The organism is Streptomyces sp. NPDC014889 (assembly GCF_043081205.1).
Lineage (GTDB): Bacteria > Actinomycetota > Actinomycetes > Streptomycetales > Streptomycetaceae > Streptomyces.
Genome location: NZ_JBIBWH010000017.1, coordinates 152,386 through 168,770, shown reverse-complemented (window position 1 = coordinate 168,770; position 16,385 = coordinate 152,386). Strand labels below are relative to the sequence as shown.

Below are 16,385 nucleotides of genomic sequence, written 5' to 3'. Positions count from 1 at the left end.
ATGGATGGCTTGCATGTGCGTTTGCACGGGGCGGTCGTTCGGGTGCGGACCCTGCGGAGGTGATGGCCGGGATCTGGTCTGGTGGTCCCAGCACGGGGTGGGCGTCGCCTTCGCCTGCGCCACCAGCGGAATGCAGTACCACCACTTCACCGGACCGCGCCTGTACGACGTGCTGTCCGCGGCCGGACCCGGGTTCGACCCGGCCCTGCGCAAGGACCGGCAGCTCGACGGCGACGGTCCCCAGCTCGTCCTGCCGCGGGACCGCTGCGGCGCGCGATACGCCAGCGGCGTACGGGCGATCCGTGTGGACGGCGGCTACCGCGCGCCGGCCCGGCGTGATCCGAACGAGAGACTCTAGGCGCGGTCGATGTGCACGTTCGTCGACTTCACGCGGGCGGTGGCCTCCATACCGACCTCCAGGCCCAGCTCCTCCACCGCCTCCCGGGTCAGCAGGGAGACGAGGCGGTGCGGGCCGGCCTGGATCTCCACCTGGGCGGCGACGTCGCCGAGTTTGATGGCGGTCACGATGCCGGCGAAGGCGTTGCGGACCGACGTGTACGAGGGACCTTCCTCGCCGCCGCCGCTCCGGGCCAGCTCGACCGAGAACGCGGCGAGGTCCCGGCCGTCGATGAGCCGGCGTCCGCTGTCGTCGCGGTGGGTGGCCATCCGGCCCGCGTCCGCCCAGCGGCGCGCGGTGTCCGGGCTGACGCCGAGCAGCCGGGCCGCCTGCCCGATCGTGTAGGACTGCATGCCGGTCACGATAGGGCCGCAGGCGGGGTGACGCGGACCTGGGGGTGGGCCGTTCGCGGGCGCGGGCCGGCCGGTGGGCACCCGCCGCCGTCCGGCGCGGCTCAGCCGGTGTGCACCCGAGGGCGCTTGGCGCGGTCCGGCTCCGCCTCGCGCAGCACCTCGCGGGTGACCGGCGCGACCTCGCCCTGTCCGAAGAGGAAGAAGCGCAGGAAGTTGGCGAACGGGTTGCCCTCGGTCCACTCGAAGTAGATGTGCGGGGTGCGGTCGGTCATCTCCCGGACATGGAGGAGGAGCGCGGCCAGGGCGTTCGGGACGGACGCGGACTCCATGGCCAGGACCCGGTAGCGGTCGTGCTTGACCTCCCCGCGCACGGACAGTCCGGCCTCGAACTCCGACGGGTCGGTGACCGTCACCTCGACGAAGACGAAGTCCTCCGTGAGCGGGATGTCGCTGTCGCTGCGGATCTGCTCGATCTTGTCGCGGTACTCGGCCTTGTCCTGCCGCTCCGGCTCCTTGGCGATGAACCGGATCTTGCGGCTGGCGATGTCCCTGACGAACCGTTCCGCCATGCCGTCGAGCGTCACGCTCGTCACCCGCAGCTCGAACGAACGGGCCAGCCGCGACAGCAGCGAGACCAGCATGATCCCGGCGATGAAGCAGCCGCCGATCTTCACACCGTCGGGACGCTCGATGATGTTGACGACGGTCGTGTACAGGAACACGGCCGCGATGATCCCGAACGCGATGGTCCAGTTGTGCTGGCCGGCTCTGCGGGCGGCGATGGTCACCGCGATCGCCGCGGAGCTGATCAGCACGAGCACGCCCGTGGCGTACGCGCCGCCCTGCTTGTCGACGTTGGCGTCGAAGATCCAGGTGACCAGGAAACCGATCAGGGTGAAGACGATGACCATCGGGCGGACCGCCCGTGCCCAGTGCGGGGCCATTCCGTAGCGGGGCAGGTACCGCGGCATCAGGTTGAGCAGCCCGGCCATCGCGGAGGCGCCCGCGAACCACAGGATCAGGATGGTCGAGACGTCGTAGACCGTGCCGAAGGTGTTGCCGAGGTACTGGTGCGCCAGGTAGGCTAGGGCGCGGCCGTTGGCCTGGCCGCCGGCCTTGAACTCCGGCGCCGGGATCAGCAGCGTGGTGATGAAGCTGGTGGCGATCAGGAAGCAGCTCATGATCAGCGCAGCCGTGGTGAGCAGCTTCCTGGTGTCCCGGATACGGCCGGTGGGACACTCCTCGGTGTCGTCCGGGTTGCCCCGCACGTGCGGCATGACGGCGACGCCGGTCTCGAAGCCGGACAGGCCGAGCGCGAGTTTGGGGAAGACGAGCAGGGCCACGCCGACCATGAGGAAGACGTTGCCGTGCTGGGCGGTCAGCGCGCTGGTCCAGTCGGTGACCACGTGCTCGGCGGTGAGGACGTGCCACAGACCGACCGCCACCACGACGGCGTTCAGCGCGAGATAGATCCCGACCAGGACGAAGGCGACACCGATCGCCTCCACGAAGCCCTTGAGGAAGACCGCGCCGAGCAGTGCGATGAGCAGGAGCGTGATCAGCATCTGGTGGCTGTGCATCGCGGCCGTCAGATGCGGGTTCTCCACCAGGTGGGTCGAGGCGTCCGCGGCAGACAGCGTCATGGTGATCAGGAAGTCGGTGGCGGCGAAGCCGAGCAGGGCCAGCACGAACAGCTTGCCCTGCCAGAACGACAGCAGCCGCTCCAGCATGGCGATCGAGCCCGCGCCGTGCGGGCTCTCCGACGCCACCCTGCGGTACACCGGCAGGGCGCCCGCGAGGGTGACCAGAACCAGCACGAGGGTGGCGATCGGCGACAGCAGTCCGGCCGCCAGGGCAGCGATGCCCGGCTGGTAGCCGAGCGTCGAGAAGTAGTCCACACCGGTCAGACACATCACCCTCCACCACCGCTGTCCCTTGTGCGGGGCCTCCGGCAGGGCGTGCGGGGCCTGCTGGAGGCCCTTGCCCATGTCGGACAGGCCCTCCAGCATCCAGGCGCGCAGACGACTGGGAGGGTGCTCGGTGGTCGCCATGCCCCTGCTCCTGAGGTGTGGCTCGCGTCCGGACCGGCCCCACGGACCGGGCCGTCATGCGGACGGATCACCAGCGTATGCGGAGAGTAACGCAGGGGCTCCCGAGTACCCGACTGAGCAGGCGTCAACCTTTCGGCAGGACCGGCGCTGGGGACCCCGACGTCACCTCATGACCAGCGGACACGCAGGTTTTGCCGTGCCTTGAGCCGTTCGGGGGAGAGACGGCGGCGGAACCCCGCGGCGGACACCCAGCGTCATGACTCCAGTCCCGAGACCCGGAACACCGCCAGCGCGGTCTCCCGGTCCACCTGCTCGGAGATGTCGCGCAGCTCCTCCGTCCCGCACCGGAGCCTGCCCGCGGCCACGCAGTGCCGGGCGTCCTCGTCGAGGCGGTACCAGACGTCGGGATGGTCCACCAGGACCTCGGGATCCAGCTCCACCCGCCCGCCGAGGGAGTCCAGCAGCACCAGCCGGCGGCAGACACCGTCGACCGCGCGCACCGACACCAGCAGGTCGGTACGGACCAGCCGGCTGCGCATCAGTGACCGGGAGGCGATCCAGCCCCGGCCGGCGCGGACGCGCGGCGGGCACAGCACCACGAAGAGCAGCACCGCGAGCGTGCACCAGAGCACGCCGCGCCACCAGGTGAGACTGCCCGTGCCCCAGTCGATCAGGAGCAGCAGGGCGAGCAGCGCCGCGGAGCAGCAGACCGAGGTGCGCAGCTCCCGCGCCCACGGGTGGGTGCGGGCCGTGCGGCCGGGTTCCCGCGGCACCGGGTCGGTGCCGGCTCGCTCGTCGTCGCGGAGTCCCATGTGTTCGACGTTAGAGCCCCCGGAGGGCTTCGGCACCTGCCTTTGACACGCCCCTGACGCGCCCGGACCGGTTCTTGACGCCACTTCGCCGCCGCTGCCGGGGGCGCGTCGTCAGGGGCCCGTCAAGGGTGGGTGTGCCGCCGTATGGGAGCCGTCAACGGTGGTCGGAATCGGTCGGAGGAGGTCGTTTCCTCGAATCGTCGATGTCCGTTCGTCCCTCGTCCCAGGAGTTCGCGATGGCTGATGTGGCCTTCGTCGTCGTCACGCTCGCGGTGTTCGCGCTCGTGGCCCTCGCCGTCAAGGGGGTGACGAAGCTGTGACCGCCGAGAACATCGTCGGCCTGGTCGTGGCCGTCGCCCTGCTGGGCTATCTCGTCCTCGCCCTGATCTTCCCGGAGAGGTTCTGAACCGCGTCATGGGTCCCGGACTCGCCGGAGTACTCCAGCTCCTCGCCCTCATGGCCGCGCTGGCGCTCGCCCACGTTCCGCTCGGCGCCTACATGGCCGGCGTCTACCGCTCGCGGCGCCACCTGCGGGTCGAGAGATGGATCTACCGTGCCACCGGCGCCGATCCGGACGCGGAGATGCGCTGGCCCGCGTACATCCGCGCCGTGCTGGCCTTCTCCCTGGCCGGTGTCCTCTTCCTGTACCTGCTCCAGCGGATCCAGGGCGTGCTGCCGCTCTCGCTCGGCTTCCGCTCCGTCGCCCCCGCCCAGGCCTTCAACACCGCCGCGTCCTTCGTCACCAACACCAACTGGCAGTCGTACGCCGGCGAGCAGACCATGGGGCACGTCGTGCAGACCGCCGGTCTGGCCGTGCAGAACTTCGTCTCGGCGGCCGTCGGCATGGCCGTGGCCGTCGCCCTGGTGCGTGGCTTCGCACGGTCGCGCACCGGGGAACTGGGCAACTTCTGGGCCGACCTGGTGCGCGGCACCGTGCGCATCCTCCTTCCGTTGGCCGCGGTCGCCGCGATCGTGCTGGTGGCCTGCGGGGTGATCCAGAACTTCTCCGGGATCCACGAGGTCGGCCAGTTCTTCGGCGGCGCGCAGCAGTGGAACGGCGGCGCGGTGGCCTCCCAGGAGGCCATCAAGGAACTGGGCACCAACGGCGGCGGCTACTTCAACGCCAACAGCGCCCACCCCTTCGAGAACCCGACCCCGTTCTCCAACCTCTTCGAGATCTTCCTGATCCTGGTGATCCCCTTCGCGCTGACCCGGACGTTCGGCGTCATGGTCGGCTCGGTCCGGCAGGGCTACGCGATCCTCGCGGCGATGGCCACCATCTGGCTCGCCTTCGTCGCCCTGCTGATGTGGACCGAGTTCGCCCACCACGAAGGCGCGCTGCGGATCGCGGGCGGCGCCATGGAGGGCAAGGAGGTCCGCTTCGGCGTCGGCGCCTCCTCGATCTTCGCGGCGTCGACCACGCTCACCTCGACCGGCGCCGTCGACGCCGCGCACTCCTCGCTCACCGGGTTCGGCGGCGGGATCGCGATGCTCGGCATGATGCTCGGCGAGATCGCACCCGGCGGTGTCGGCTCCGGCCTCTACGGCATCCTGATCATGGCGGTCGTCGCGGTCTTCATCGCCGGTCTGATGGTCGGGCGCACCCCTGAATACCTGGGCAAGAAGATCGGCTCCCGCGAGATCAAGCTGGCCGCCGTCTACATCCTGATCACCCCGGCGCTGGTGCTGGTGTTCAGCGCCCTCTCGACGGCCCTGCCGACCCCGCCGCACTCGGCGCTCAACCCGGGCGCGCACGGATTCTCCGAGGTGCTCTACGCCTACACCTCGGCCGCGAACAACAACGGCTCCGCCTTCGCCGGACTGAACGCGAACACCGACTGGTTCAACACCACGACCGGGCTCGCCATGCTGCTCGGCCGCCTCCTGCCGATGGTGTTCGTCCTCGCCCTGGCCGGCTCCCTCGGCGCACAGCAGCCCGTGCCGGTCACCGCGGGCACCCTGCGCACCGAGAAGCCGCTGTTCACCGGCATGTTGGTGGGCGCCGTCCTGATCGTCGTCGGTCTGACCTACTTCCCGGCCCTCGCCCTGGGCCCGCTCGCCGAGGGGCTGGCGTGATGACCGTCTCCGCAGAGAGCCACAAGACCCCACAGCGTCACGAGACCACACAGAACCACGAGGACTCCATGTCCGCAGCCACCAGGACCCGGGCACCCCACAGCGACGTGCCCACCGGGCACCCGTCCGCCAGGAGCCGGGTCGGTGCCGGTCTCTTCAACGCCCGGCAACTCGTCGGGTCGCTGCCCGACGCCTTCCGCAAGCTCGATCCGCGGGTGATAGTCAAGTCACCGGTGATGTTCGTGGTGTGGATCGGCTCGCTGCTGACCACCGCCTTCTCCCTCACCCGGCCGGGCGACTGGTTCGGCTGGGCGATCAGCGCCTGGCTGTGGCTGACCGTCGTCTTCGCCAACCTCGCGGAGGCGGTCGCCGAGGGCCGGGGCAAGGCGCAGGCGGAGACCCTGCGCAGGGCCAAGACCGACACGGTGGCGCACCGGGTGGACGGCACCGAGGTCCCCGGCACCGCGCTGCGCGTCGGCGACCTCGTCGTGTGCGAGGCGGGCGACGTCATCCCCGGTGACGGGGACGTCGTCGAGGGCGTCGCCTCGGTCGACGAGTCGGCCATCACCGGGGAGTCGGCGCCGGTGATCCGCGAGTCCGGCGGCGACCGGTCCGCGGTGACCGGCGGCACCAAGGTCCTGTCCGACCGCATCGTCGTCAAGATCACCACCAGGCCCGGCGAGACCTTCATCGACCGGATGATCGGCCTCGTCGAGGGCGCCGCCCGGCAGAAGACGCCCAACGAGATCGCGCTGAACGTCCTGCTGGCCTCGCTGACGATCGTCTTCCTCCTCGCCTGCGCGACACTGCCGCCGTTCGCCGACCGCGCCGGTACGCACCTGACCATGGTCGTGCTGATCGCGCTGCTGGTCTGCCTGATCCCGACAACGATCGGCGCGCTGCTGTCGGCCATCGGCATCGCCGGCATGGACCGGCTGGTCCAGCGCAATGTGCTGGCGATGTCGGGGCGGGCGGTGGAGGCCGCGGGCGATGTGTCGACGCTGCTGCTGGACAAGACCGGCACGATCACCCTCGGCAACCGCAGGGCCGCGGAGTTCGTCCCGGTCAGCGGGTCCACCGCCGCCGAACTGGCGGACGCCGCCCAGCTCTCCTCGCTGGCCGACGAGACCCCCGAGGGCCGTTCCGTGGTGGTTCTGGCCAAGGAGAGGTACGGGCTGCGCGAGCGGCACCAGGGCGAGCTGACCGGGGCCGAGTGGGTCGCGTTCACCGCGCAGACCCGGATGTCCGGCGTGGACGTGGACGGCCGGAGGATCCGCAAGGGCGCGACGGGATCCGTCATCGCCTGGGTCCAGGAGCGGGACGGGCGGATCGCCGAGGACGCCGAGCGCCGCTCGAAGGAGATCTCCGCGGCCGGCGGCACACCGCTGCTGGTCGCCGTCGAGGATCAGGACGGCGCCCGGGTCCTGGGCGTCATCCACCTGAAGGACGTGGTCAAGGACGGCATGCGCGAACGCTTCGCCGAACTGCGCCGGATGGGCATCAAGACCGTCATGATCACGGGCGACAACCCGCTGACCGCCCGGGCCATCGCGGACGAGGCCGGTGTCGACGACTTCCTCGCCGAGGCCACGCCCGAGGACAAGATGGCGCTGATCAGGCGCGAGCAGAGCGGCGGCAAGCTGGTCGCGATGACCGGTGACGGCACCAACGACGCTCCCGCGCTGGCCCAGGCCGACGTCGGCGTGGCGATGAACACCGGTACGTCGGCCGCCAAGGAGGCCGGCAACATGGTCGACCTCGACTCGGACCCGACCAAGCTGATCGAGATCGTCGAGATCGGCAAGCAGCTCCTGATCACCCGCGGCGCGCTCACGACGTTCTCCATCGCCAACGACGTGGCGAAGTACTTCGCGATCATCCCGGCCTTGTTCACCGCGGTCCACCCGGGCCTGGACAAGCTGAACATCATGCGGCTGTCCTCGCCCGACTCGGCGATCCTGTCCGCGGTCGTCTTCAACGCGCTGGTCATCATCGCGCTGGTGCCGCTCGCCCTGCGAGGGGTGCGCTACCGGCCGACGAGCGCGGACCGGATGCTCCGCCGCAACCTCGCCGTCTACGGCCTCGGCGGGCTGATCGCGCCCTTCGTCGGCATCAAGCTCATCGACCTGCTCATCTCCCTGATTCCCGGGATCGGCTGACGCACATGAACCAGTCCCTTGTGAACGCCGGACGCCTGCTGGCGGCGGGCCTGCGGGCGCTGCTCGCGCTGACCCTGCTCACCGGCGTCGTCTACCCGCTCGTCGTCACGGGTGTGGCCCAGGTCCTGCTCGGCCACCGGGCGAACGGCTCGGAGGTCAGGGAGGACGGCCGGGTCGTGGGCTCCTCCCTGATCGGCCAACAGCACTACGGTCTCGACTACTTCCAGCCGCGTCCGGCCGCCGGGCTGGGCACGAACACCCTGAACAGGCAGTACAAGTTGCTCGTCTCCGGTGCCACCAACCTCGCCGCGGACAACCCGCAGCTGGCCGAGGCGGTCGAGCGGGCACGGGCCGAGGTGGTCCTGGTCAACTCCACGCCCGGCTACAAGGTGAAGCCCTCCCAGGTCCCGGCCGACGCCGTGACCTCCTCGGCCTCCGGTCTGGACCCGGACATCTCCCCGGCCTACGCGCTGCTCCAGGCGCACCGGGTGGCGGAGCGCAACCACCTGCCCGTGGCCCGGGTCGAGCACCTGGTGCGGGAGCACACCGAGAGCCGCACCCTCGGCTTCATCGGCGAGCCGCGGGTGAACGTCCTCCAACTCAACATCGCCCTGCGGGAGCTGACCACGGGCCGCTGACGCCCGCGGCCTCTTGTCCCCTTCGGGAGCCGCACCTACAGTGCGGCCGTGCGGATGTACGAGAACCCCGTCATCGGAGGCTTCCACCCCGATCCCAGCGTGTGCCGGGTCGGCGAGGACCACTACCTGGTGTGCTCGAGCTTCGAGTACTTCCCCGGGGTCCCGCTGTTCCACAGCCGTGACCTGGTGCACTGGCGGCAGATCGGCAATGTGCTGGACCGGCCGGGGCAGTTGGACCTCCCGGACGACCTCCCGGCCTCCGCCGGCATCTACGCCCCGACGATCCGTCACCACGACGGCAGCTTCTACGTGATCACCACCAACGTCGCGGCCGGTGGCACCTTCCTGGTCAGCGCCGAGGATCCGCGGGGGCCCTGGTCGGACCCGGTCTGGATCGACCTGCCCGGGATCGACCCCGACCTGGCCTGGGACGAGGACGGCTCCTGCTGGTGTGCCGTCGCCGGTGTGCGGGTGGCCCGGATCGACCCGGTGACCGGCAAGGTCCTGGAGGGGCCGCTGCCCGCCTGGTCGGGTACGGGGCTTCAGCACCCGGAGGCGCCGCACCTGTACCGGATCGGCGCCTGGTGGTACCTCCTGCTGGCCGAGGGCGGCACCGGGCACGGCCACGGCGTCTCGATCGCCCGCGCCCGCTCACCGCGCGGCCCCTGGGAGCCCGCGCCGGACAACCCGGTGCTCTCCCACCGCGGCACCGACCTGCCCGTCCAGTGCACGGGCCATGCCGACCTGGTGCAGGCGGCCGACGGCACCTGGTGGATGGTGCTGCTCGGCACCCGGCCCCGTGGCTGGTTCCCGGAGTTCCATGTGCTCGGCCGGGAGACGTTCCTGACTCCGGTGGAGTGGGTGGACGGATGGCTGCGGGTCGGCCCGGTGCGCGAACGGCATCCGGCGCCCGCCGCCTGGCATCCCCTGCCGCCGCAGCCCGAGCGCGACGACTTCGACGCGCCGACCCTGGCGCCGGTCTGGATCTCCCCGCGCAGCAGACCGGAGGGTTCCTGGTCGCTGGGCGAGCACCCCGGCCGGCTGACGCTCCACGCGACCGGCGACAGCCTCGACCGGCCCGGCCACACCTTCGTCGGACGCCGGCAGCAGCACCCCGACTGCCGGGTGGCGGCGCGCGTCGAGGCGGTCACCGGCCGGGCCGGTCTCTCCGTCCGGCTGGACGAGGCGCACCACTACGACGTGGAGATCGGCGGGGGAGTGGTGGGCGTGGTCGCCCGGATCGGGCCGTTGCGGCAGCGGATCGCGGAGCACCCGGTGCCGCCCGGACCGCTCACCCTCGTCGTGGACATCCGCACGGACCACGTGCCCCCGCCGACGGTCACGGCCCCGGACCGGCCGGCGGCAGGGGATCGGGCGGCGACCGGCGTACGTGCGGCAGGCCCGGACGTGATCGCCTTCTCGGTCGAGGACCCGGAGGGCACGCGGGCGCTGGCCGAACTCGACGGGCGCTATCTGTCCACTCAGGTCGCGGCCGGCTTCACCGGGCGGGTGATCGGCATGTACGTCACCGAGGGCAGCGCGGCCTTCGACTGGTTCGACTACGCGCCGCGGCATCCGCGCCCTGCCGTCGAGGGCTGACCGCCCGGGCTGTTCGTGTGCGTCGGGTGACGGTTCGCACCCGGACGGCGACCGTGTCACCGGACGGCCACCTGGAGTGGCCGTCCCCGGACACGCGTCGGGGCCGGTCCGCGCGGGCGTGCGCGTCGGCCCCTGATGATCCGCGGGCGGTCCGCCGAAGCCGCCCGGTGGTACTAGGTCCTGTCGTCAAATTCCCGTCGTCGCCCGAAGGGCGGCCCCGCGGCGTCTGGTGCGTGCTCTGGGGGTCCCCCTGGTCGAAGAGCTTGGGGGAGTGCCGGGCAGAAGTCCTCGTACTGGACGTACTCGGGCTTTCGACCGGTGCGGCGAGAGCACGTGCCAGGCGTCGCGGGGCAGACGTGAATTTGACGACAAGACCTAGGCGGCGGTCACCACTCGGTCGGCGCCCAGCGGGCGGTGCGGGGCGATGATCTGGCCGTCCGGCAGGAGCTCACCGGTGTCCTCGAAGAACAGGACGCCGTTGCACAGCAGGCTCCAGCCCTGCTCCGGGTGGTGCGCCACGAGACGGGCGGTTTCCCGGTCGGCGGAGTCGGCTGACGGGCACGGTGGCTGGTGCTGGCACATTGATGGGATCTTTCGCTCTGGCGTGTGATCGCTGTCGGCTGTCGTGCGTGTCCCGCGGCTGATGGTGTTCTCCATGGCCGCCCCCCGTTGTCGAGTCGGTCCGAAACCAGTGTTCCCCCACGGGCCTGATTCCGCAGGGATTTCGCAGCACCGCTTCTCACCGGTTGGAGACGCGTCACACGCGCGAGCGGTTCACCCCGACCGCACCGCCTCTTGGGATGGTTCGCAGTGGCCGGATGGCACTAGTCCGATGGGACCCCCGGTCGCGCACGCGGCCGGGCGAGCGGATTCGCCCGCTACGGGGACGTGCGGCGGCCGAACGGCTGAAACGGCGTCGTACCCCGCCGCCGGGGTTCTCCGGCAGCGGGGTACGACGCCGATCGGCGGGCGGGAGGTCAGGCGGGGGAGCCCATGAGCCGGATCGGGGTGACCCGGTGGGTCAGGACCGGGAGCAGGTCGGCGACCCGGTGCGGAAGGTGGGCGGCGATCCCGGGCGGGGCCGGCGCGAGTGGTACCAGCAGGTCGGTGGCGGCCGGGTGGCCGGTGGTGCCGTCGTCGGAGAGGTCGCCGTGCAGCCACAGGGTGAGCATGTACAGGCTGGGTATGGACAGCAGACGCGGCTGGTACGGCTGGCCCAGGGCCTCCGCCTGGCGCAGCGCGCGCTCGGTGGAGGTGACATAGGGCCCCTCGAAGAAGTGCGAGAAGGTCCAGCCGTCGGGGGTCAGCACGGTCTCGGCCGCGGCCACCGCGTGGTCGCCGCAGCGGATGAGGAAGCGCCACCCGGCCAGCCTGGTCGCGGTGATTCCCTCAGAGGTGATCCGGTCCAGGACGTGCACCGGAAGCGGGAGCTCGGGGATCGCGGGCTCCTGGGCGGAGCGGAGTGCGGGAGACCGGGCCTCGCGGACCGCGGTGGGGGAACCGAGTGCCGTGAGGACGGAGCGCAGGGCGGGCGCGGGAGCCGGGGGGACATGCAGCGGCATGGTGGGTCGCCTCTCATTGGACAGGCACGGTGGCGCGAGGGCGGGCGGGGTGCGGACGGCGTTGTCAGCTCTCAGGGCAGGAGGAGGCTGGGGCCGGGCTCGGGTGAGCGAGGGGTGCGGTGCGTGGCCTGCCTCACGGGCTCCTGACAGGGTTCAGGGCTGTGGGTGCCAGCTTCTGCCGTGGAGCAGAGTTTATACGACAAATGTTCAGGTGGTGTTTCGCCTAGCTGTTTTCCATGTGAACGGCAAGAGCCTATTCGGTCGGAGTCATTCGGGAATCATCCCTGCTCCGCATGAGCCGTATCGCGATGACCTCGGGTTGTGCCCGCATGGCGGTCGGCCTGATCTTGTCGGCGTTTTTCACGAGTTCCCTGGGGTACCCGAATCTGCTGGCTGCCCCATGCCCCGTGAATGTGCCTCCGGTCACACAGGACCAGACTAGTCGGTGCGAGGCGGGAGCGGGACGTTATCGATCGCGTTGGCGGGGCATCATCCCCCCTGACCACCTGACCGGGACCCCGGCGGCCGTGTCTTCGGCCCGCCCTGCGAGGAGGGACGCTGCGATGGGGGAGAAGGTCGTCGCCGGCCAGCCGGACCTGTCGGACCGCAACCGCTACCGCGACAAACTGCGGCGCTGCCTGACGGGCCTGGAGCGGTTGCTGGACGAGAAGAGGTTCGACCGGCCGAAGAACCTCATGGGGCTGGAGATCGAATTGAATCTGGTCGGCCCCGAGGGCATGCCGAAAATGCTGAATGCGCAAGTTCTCGAGCGCATCGCGAGTCGCGACTTCCAAACAGAACTCGCCATGTTCAATCTGGAAGTCAACATTGCCCCACACCGCTTGGGCGACCGGGTATTCGACCAGCTCGCCGAGGAGTTGAGGACGTCACTGGCATATGCCGACCGGAAAGCCGGTGAGGTGGACGCCGGAATAGCGATGATCGGCATTCTGCCCACCCTCGGCCGGGACGACCTGGTCTCCTCCAACCTCTCCGCCGTCGACCGCTACGTGCTGCTGAACGATCAGATCGTGGCGGCCCGTGGAGAGGAGTTCACCCTCGACATCGACGGCGTGGAGCACCTCACCTGCACCTCGAAGTCCATCGCGCCCGAGGCCGCCTGCACCTCCGTGCAGCTGCACCTCCAGGTCACACCGGGCCGCTTCGCGGACGTGTGGAACGCGGCTCAGGCGGCCTGCGCCGCGCAGATAGCCGTCGGCGCCAACTCGCCGTTCCTCTTCGGACGCGAGCTGTGGCGGGAGTCGCGGCCGCCGCTGTTCCAGCAGTCCACCGACACCCGCCCGCCCGAGCTCCAGGCCCAGGGCGTGCGGCCCCGTACCTGGTTCGGCGAACGGTGGATCTCCTCGGCGTACGACCTCTTCGAGGAAAACCTGCGTTACTTCCCGGCCCTGCTGCCCATCTGCGACGGCGAAGACCCCCTGGAGGTGCTGGACGCGGGCGGCGTGCCCAAGCTGGCCGAGCTGGTCCTGCACAACGGCACCGTCTACCGCTGGAACCGCCCCGTCTACGACATCGCGGACGGAGTGCCGCACCTGCGCGTGGAGAACCGGGTGCTGCCCGCGGGCCCCACCGTCACCGACGTGATCGCCAACGCGGCCTTCTACTACGGGCTCGTGCGCGCCCTCGCCGAGGAGCCCCGGCCGGTGTGGACCCGGCTGCCCTTCCCGGCCGCGGCCGCCAACTTCGACGCCGCCTGCCGGCACGGCATCGACGCCCGGTTCACCTGGCCCCGGCGCGGGCGGCACTCCGGCACGGCCGAGGTCGACGCCGTCACGCTCGTCCGCGACGAACTGCTCCCGCTCGCCGAGGCCGGACTGAGCGCCTGGGGCGTGGAGCGCGCCGACCGGGACCTGTATCTGGGCGTGATCGAGGAGCGGTGCCGGCGCCGGACCAACGGCGCGGAGTGGCAGGCCGCCACCTTCCACCGGGCGCTGGAGGAGGGGCTGGGCCGGGAGGCCGCCCTGGCCGCCACCACCCGGCGCTACCGCGAGCTGACGAAGCTCGGCGAGCCGGCCCACACCTGGCCGATCGGCCTGCCGGAACCGGTTCCGGCAGGCTAGGCCCCGCCGTCCCGCCGTCCCGCCGCGTCCGCGGATCCCCTGCCGGCCGGATCCGTGTACGGGCCCGGTCGGCCGTGCCGCCTCGCCGTAGGCGGGGGCCACTCGTGGCCGCGCGGGGGGGGATCGGGCAAGCTGTGACGTCCCACGACGGTGGCGCCGCGCGTGCGCTTCCGTGCCGGAACCCGGCCGTACCCGTGCGGCGGGGTGGCGCGCCCCGTGGCGGGACGACCGAACTGGAGGCAGGTGTGCTGGCGGAGTCACAGCCGGTGGGCGACTCTGAACCCCAAAAGGGGCTGTCGCGGCGGATCCTGCGCGACGAGACGCTGCTCGTCCTCGGGCTCTCGCTCGGGGCGAGCGGGGTGTCCGCGCTGATCAGCTTTGTCGGTTCGGTCACCAAGCCCGGTGGGCTCAAGGACCAGGCCGCCACCCTCAACGCCTCCGCCGCCCCGGGCCGCCCCTGGCTCGACCTCGCCTGGCAGCTGTTCGGGATCGCCACGGCCCTGATCCCGGTGGTCCTCGTCACCCACTTCCTGCTGCGCGAGGGGCGCGGCCTGCGCACGCTCGGCTTCGACCGGACCCGGCCCTGGCCGGACCTCGGCCGCGGGGCGCTGGTCGCGGCGGTGATCGGCAGCACCGGAATCGCCTTCTACCTGGCCGCCCGCGCGTTCGGCTTCAACCTCACCGTGGTCCCCGAGGCGCTGCCCGCCGTGTGGTGGAAGTTCCCGGTGCTGATCCTGTCCGCGCTGCAGAACGCCGTCCTCGAGGAGGTCATCGTCGTCGGCTATCTGCTGCGCCGGCTCGGGCAACTGGGCTGGACGCCGGGGACCGCGCTGGTGGCCAGTTCCGTACTGCGCGGCTCGTACCACCTCTACCAGGGCATCGGCGGCTTCGTCGGCAACATGGTGATGGGTGTGGTCTTCGTCTGGCTGTACCGGCGGTGGGGCCGGGTCGGCCCGCTCGTCGTGGCGCACTCCCTGCTCGACATCGGCGCGTTCGTCGGCTACGCCCTGCTGGCCGGGAAGGTGGGCTGGCTGCCGACGGCATGAGCGGCGCGGGAGCACGCGAGGGGGCGTACGACACGGTCGTGCGCCCCCTCGGGTTTCCTACTCGTTTCCTACTCGGTTCTCCCGGACGAGCAGGTCGCCCTCGATGACGGTGACCGCGTGGCCGGTGAGCAGAGTGCGGTCGCCGCGCAGTTCCGTGCGGACGAGGCCGGAGCGGGCGGAGGCTTGGAGTCCGGTGAGGCCGGCGCGGCCGAGGCGTTCGGACCAGTAGGGGGCCAGGGCCGTGTGGGCGCTGCCGGTGACCGGGTCCTCGTCGATGCCGACGTTGGGGAAGAAGCAGCGGGAGACGAAGTCGTACCCGCGGGCGGGGTCGTCGGCGCGGGCGGTGGCGATGATGCCGCGCGCCGAGTAGGCGGCGAGGGCCTTGTGGTCGGGGGCGAGGCCGCGGACGGTCTTCTCGTCGGCGAGCTCCACGACCAGGTCGCCGACGTTCACCCCGGTGTCGTAGGCGGTACGGGGCTCGGCGCCGAGGGCCCCGGCGACCCCGTCGGGGATGTCCACCGCGGTGAGCGGGGCGGTCGGGAAGTCCAGGGTGACGGCGCCGTCGTCGGCCTGGGCCGCGATGAGCACACCGCTGCGGGTGGCGAAGCGCACCGGTCCCTCGTGGGCACCCGTCGTGCGCAGGACATGGGCGGTGGCGAGGGTGGCGTGACCGCACATCGCGACCTCGGTGGCGGGCGTGAACCAGCGCAGCGCCCAGTCGGCCTCCCCGCCCTCGGGCAGCCGGTGGGCGAACGCCGTCTCGGCGTGGTTGACCTCCAGGGCCACCTTCTGGAGCCAGTCGTCCGCGGGAAAGGCGTCCAGCAGCAGCACTCCCGCGGGATTGCCCGCGAAGGGACGGTCGGTGAAGGCGTCGACGATTCGAATCCGCATGCCCCGACCGTACGGCTTCCGGCGAACGCCGGACCAAGGCCAATCCGGGGCCGGCGGCCTCGGGACGACGGAAGGTGACCTGTGCCAGTGATCGCTGATCGATTGCCACTGAAGGATGATCAACGCTGGTTGTGCCACCGCAGGTTGATCATTCGGTGTACAGGTACGCGGGGGACGTGGTGGGGCCGACGTGATCCCGCATCGTCGACGAGTAGTACGCCGGCCGACGGACCGCCTACCTCGAACGACAGCAACGCAACCAACAGACCGTCGAGGCGCCTTCGAACCCGGAGGACGACTCATCGTCGGCCTGTCCGGTCTGCGAAGGCCCCTTGGCGCCGAGCACCGCGAAGAGCCGACGACGCAAGTGCTCGCAACGCTGTCGTCAGTCCGCCTACCGCTGGAGAACAAGACCACCCCGTCCCCCCCGCCCCACCGCGAGATCCGGAACCGACGCCTGCCCGCACATGCGAGATCTGCGAACAGCCGCTACCTCCTGGCCGCGGACAGTCACGGCGCCACACGTGTTCAGCCCGATGCCGTCAGCGGGCCTACCAGTCATCCGAAGAAGCACGAGCGGCAACACCCCCGAGCCCCGTCCCGTTGCCGGGACCTGTGGCTCCACCCGAAACGGTCGGGGGGGGGGGGGGGGCCCCCCCCCCCCCCCCCCCCCACAGGTAGGGCGCCAAGCGCCACCCCACACACACCGGCCACCCCCCG

The 16,385-nt window shown here is 71.1% G+C and carries 14 protein-coding genes; 8 read left to right on the top strand and 6 right to left on the bottom strand.

Translation table 11 applies throughout. The features are described 5' to 3' along the window. The first annotated feature begins 13 nt into the window (after nucleotides 1-13). Nucleotides 14-358, top strand: a complete 345-nt coding sequence (locus ACF09J_RS30155; protein WP_392308623.1) for a hypothetical protein — start codon at nucleotides 14-16, stop codon at nucleotides 356-358. Here ACF09J_RS30155 and ACF09J_RS30150 read toward each other — a convergent pair. The 3 genes from ACF09J_RS30150 to ACF09J_RS30140 all read right to left on the bottom strand — a co-directional run bounded on the left by ACF09J_RS30150 (nucleotide 355) and on the right by ACF09J_RS30140 (nucleotide 3,613). After that, nucleotides 355-750: a helix-turn-helix transcriptional regulator gene (locus ACF09J_RS30150; protein WP_362352482.1), complete on the bottom strand. Its 396-nt coding sequence runs from the start codon at nucleotides 748-750 to the stop codon at nucleotides 355-357. The two genes, ACF09J_RS30155 and ACF09J_RS30150, sit on opposite strands and share 4 nt — an antisense overlap. Before the next feature lie 101 nt (nucleotides 751-851). Continuing rightward, nucleotides 852-2,801, bottom strand: a complete 1,950-nt coding sequence (locus ACF09J_RS30145; RefSeq protein ID WP_392308622.1) for an amino acid transporter — start codon at nucleotides 2,799-2,801, stop codon at nucleotides 852-854. Nucleotides 2,802-3,055: 254 nt separating this feature from the next. Further along, entirely contained in the window at nucleotides 3,056-3,613 is a 558-nt protein-coding gene (locus tag ACF09J_RS30140; protein WP_392308621.1) for a hypothetical protein, read from the bottom strand. A 316-nt stretch (nucleotides 3,614-3,929) separates the two neighbouring features. Between ACF09J_RS30140 and kdpF the strand changes: the two genes are divergently transcribed. From kdpF to ACF09J_RS30115, 5 genes are all read left to right on the top strand, one after another. Next, complete coding sequence (gene kdpF / locus ACF09J_RS30135; RefSeq protein WP_016434100.1) at nucleotides 3,930-4,019, top strand: K(+)-transporting ATPase subunit F; 90 nt, start codon at nucleotides 3,930-3,932, stop codon at nucleotides 4,017-4,019. An 8-nt stretch (nucleotides 4,020-4,027) separates the two neighbouring features. Next, the gene (gene kdpA / locus ACF09J_RS30130; RefSeq protein WP_392308620.1) at nucleotides 4,028-5,689 is read left to right on the top strand and encodes a potassium-transporting ATPase subunit KdpA; all 1,662 of its coding nucleotides are present in this window, start codon (nucleotides 4,028-4,030) and stop codon (nucleotides 5,687-5,689) included. 68 nt (nucleotides 5,690-5,757) lie between these two features. After that, on the top strand, nucleotides 5,758-7,848 hold the full coding sequence (gene kdpB, locus ACF09J_RS30125; protein ID WP_392308643.1) for a potassium-transporting ATPase subunit KdpB: 2,091 nt from the start codon (nucleotides 5,758-5,760) through the stop codon (nucleotides 7,846-7,848). 5 nt (nucleotides 7,849-7,853) lie between these two features. After that, entirely contained in the window at nucleotides 7,854-8,486 is a 633-nt protein-coding gene (gene kdpC, locus ACF09J_RS30120; RefSeq protein ID WP_392308619.1) for a potassium-transporting ATPase subunit KdpC, read from the top strand. Nucleotides 8,487-8,540: 54 nt separating this feature from the next. Beyond that, entirely contained in the window at nucleotides 8,541-10,085 is a 1,545-nt protein-coding gene (locus ACF09J_RS30115; protein ID WP_392308642.1) for a glycoside hydrolase family 43 protein, read from the top strand. 375 nt (nucleotides 10,086-10,460) lie between these two features. Here the strand turns inward: ACF09J_RS30115 and ACF09J_RS30110 are convergent, their stop codons facing one another. Together ACF09J_RS30110 and ACF09J_RS30105 are read right to left on the bottom strand one after the other, a co-directional pair. Then, nucleotides 10,461-10,667 carry a DUF5999 family protein gene (locus tag ACF09J_RS30110; RefSeq protein WP_392308618.1) on the bottom strand — a complete coding sequence of 69 codons (207 nt, stop codon included), beginning with the start codon at nucleotides 10,665-10,667 and terminating at the stop codon, nucleotides 10,461-10,463. 395 nt (nucleotides 10,668-11,062) lie between these two features. Beyond that, a complete protein-coding gene (locus tag ACF09J_RS30105; RefSeq protein WP_392308617.1) occupies nucleotides 11,063-11,647 on the bottom strand; it encodes a hypothetical protein in 585 nt (194 codons plus the stop codon). Nucleotides 11,648-12,210: 563 nt separating this feature from the next. Between ACF09J_RS30105 and ACF09J_RS30100 the strand changes: the two genes are divergently transcribed. Both ACF09J_RS30100 and ACF09J_RS30095 read left to right on the top strand, forming a co-directional pair. After that, on the top strand, nucleotides 12,211-13,728 hold the full coding sequence (locus ACF09J_RS30100; protein WP_392308616.1) for a glutamate--cysteine ligase: 1,518 nt from the start codon (nucleotides 12,211-12,213) through the stop codon (nucleotides 13,726-13,728). A gap of 245 nt (nucleotides 13,729-13,973) precedes the next feature. Beyond that, the gene (locus tag ACF09J_RS30095; protein ID WP_392308615.1) at nucleotides 13,974-14,774 is read left to right on the top strand and encodes a CPBP family intramembrane glutamic endopeptidase; all 801 of its coding nucleotides are present in this window, start codon (nucleotides 13,974-13,976) and stop codon (nucleotides 14,772-14,774) included. A gap of 57 nt (nucleotides 14,775-14,831) precedes the next feature. Here ACF09J_RS30095 and ACF09J_RS30090 read toward each other — a convergent pair whose 3' ends face one another. Beyond that, a complete protein-coding gene (locus tag ACF09J_RS30090; protein WP_392308614.1) occupies nucleotides 14,832-15,665 on the bottom strand; it encodes a PhzF family phenazine biosynthesis protein in 834 nt (277 codons plus the stop codon). Nucleotides 15,666-16,385: the final 720 nt, after the last annotated feature.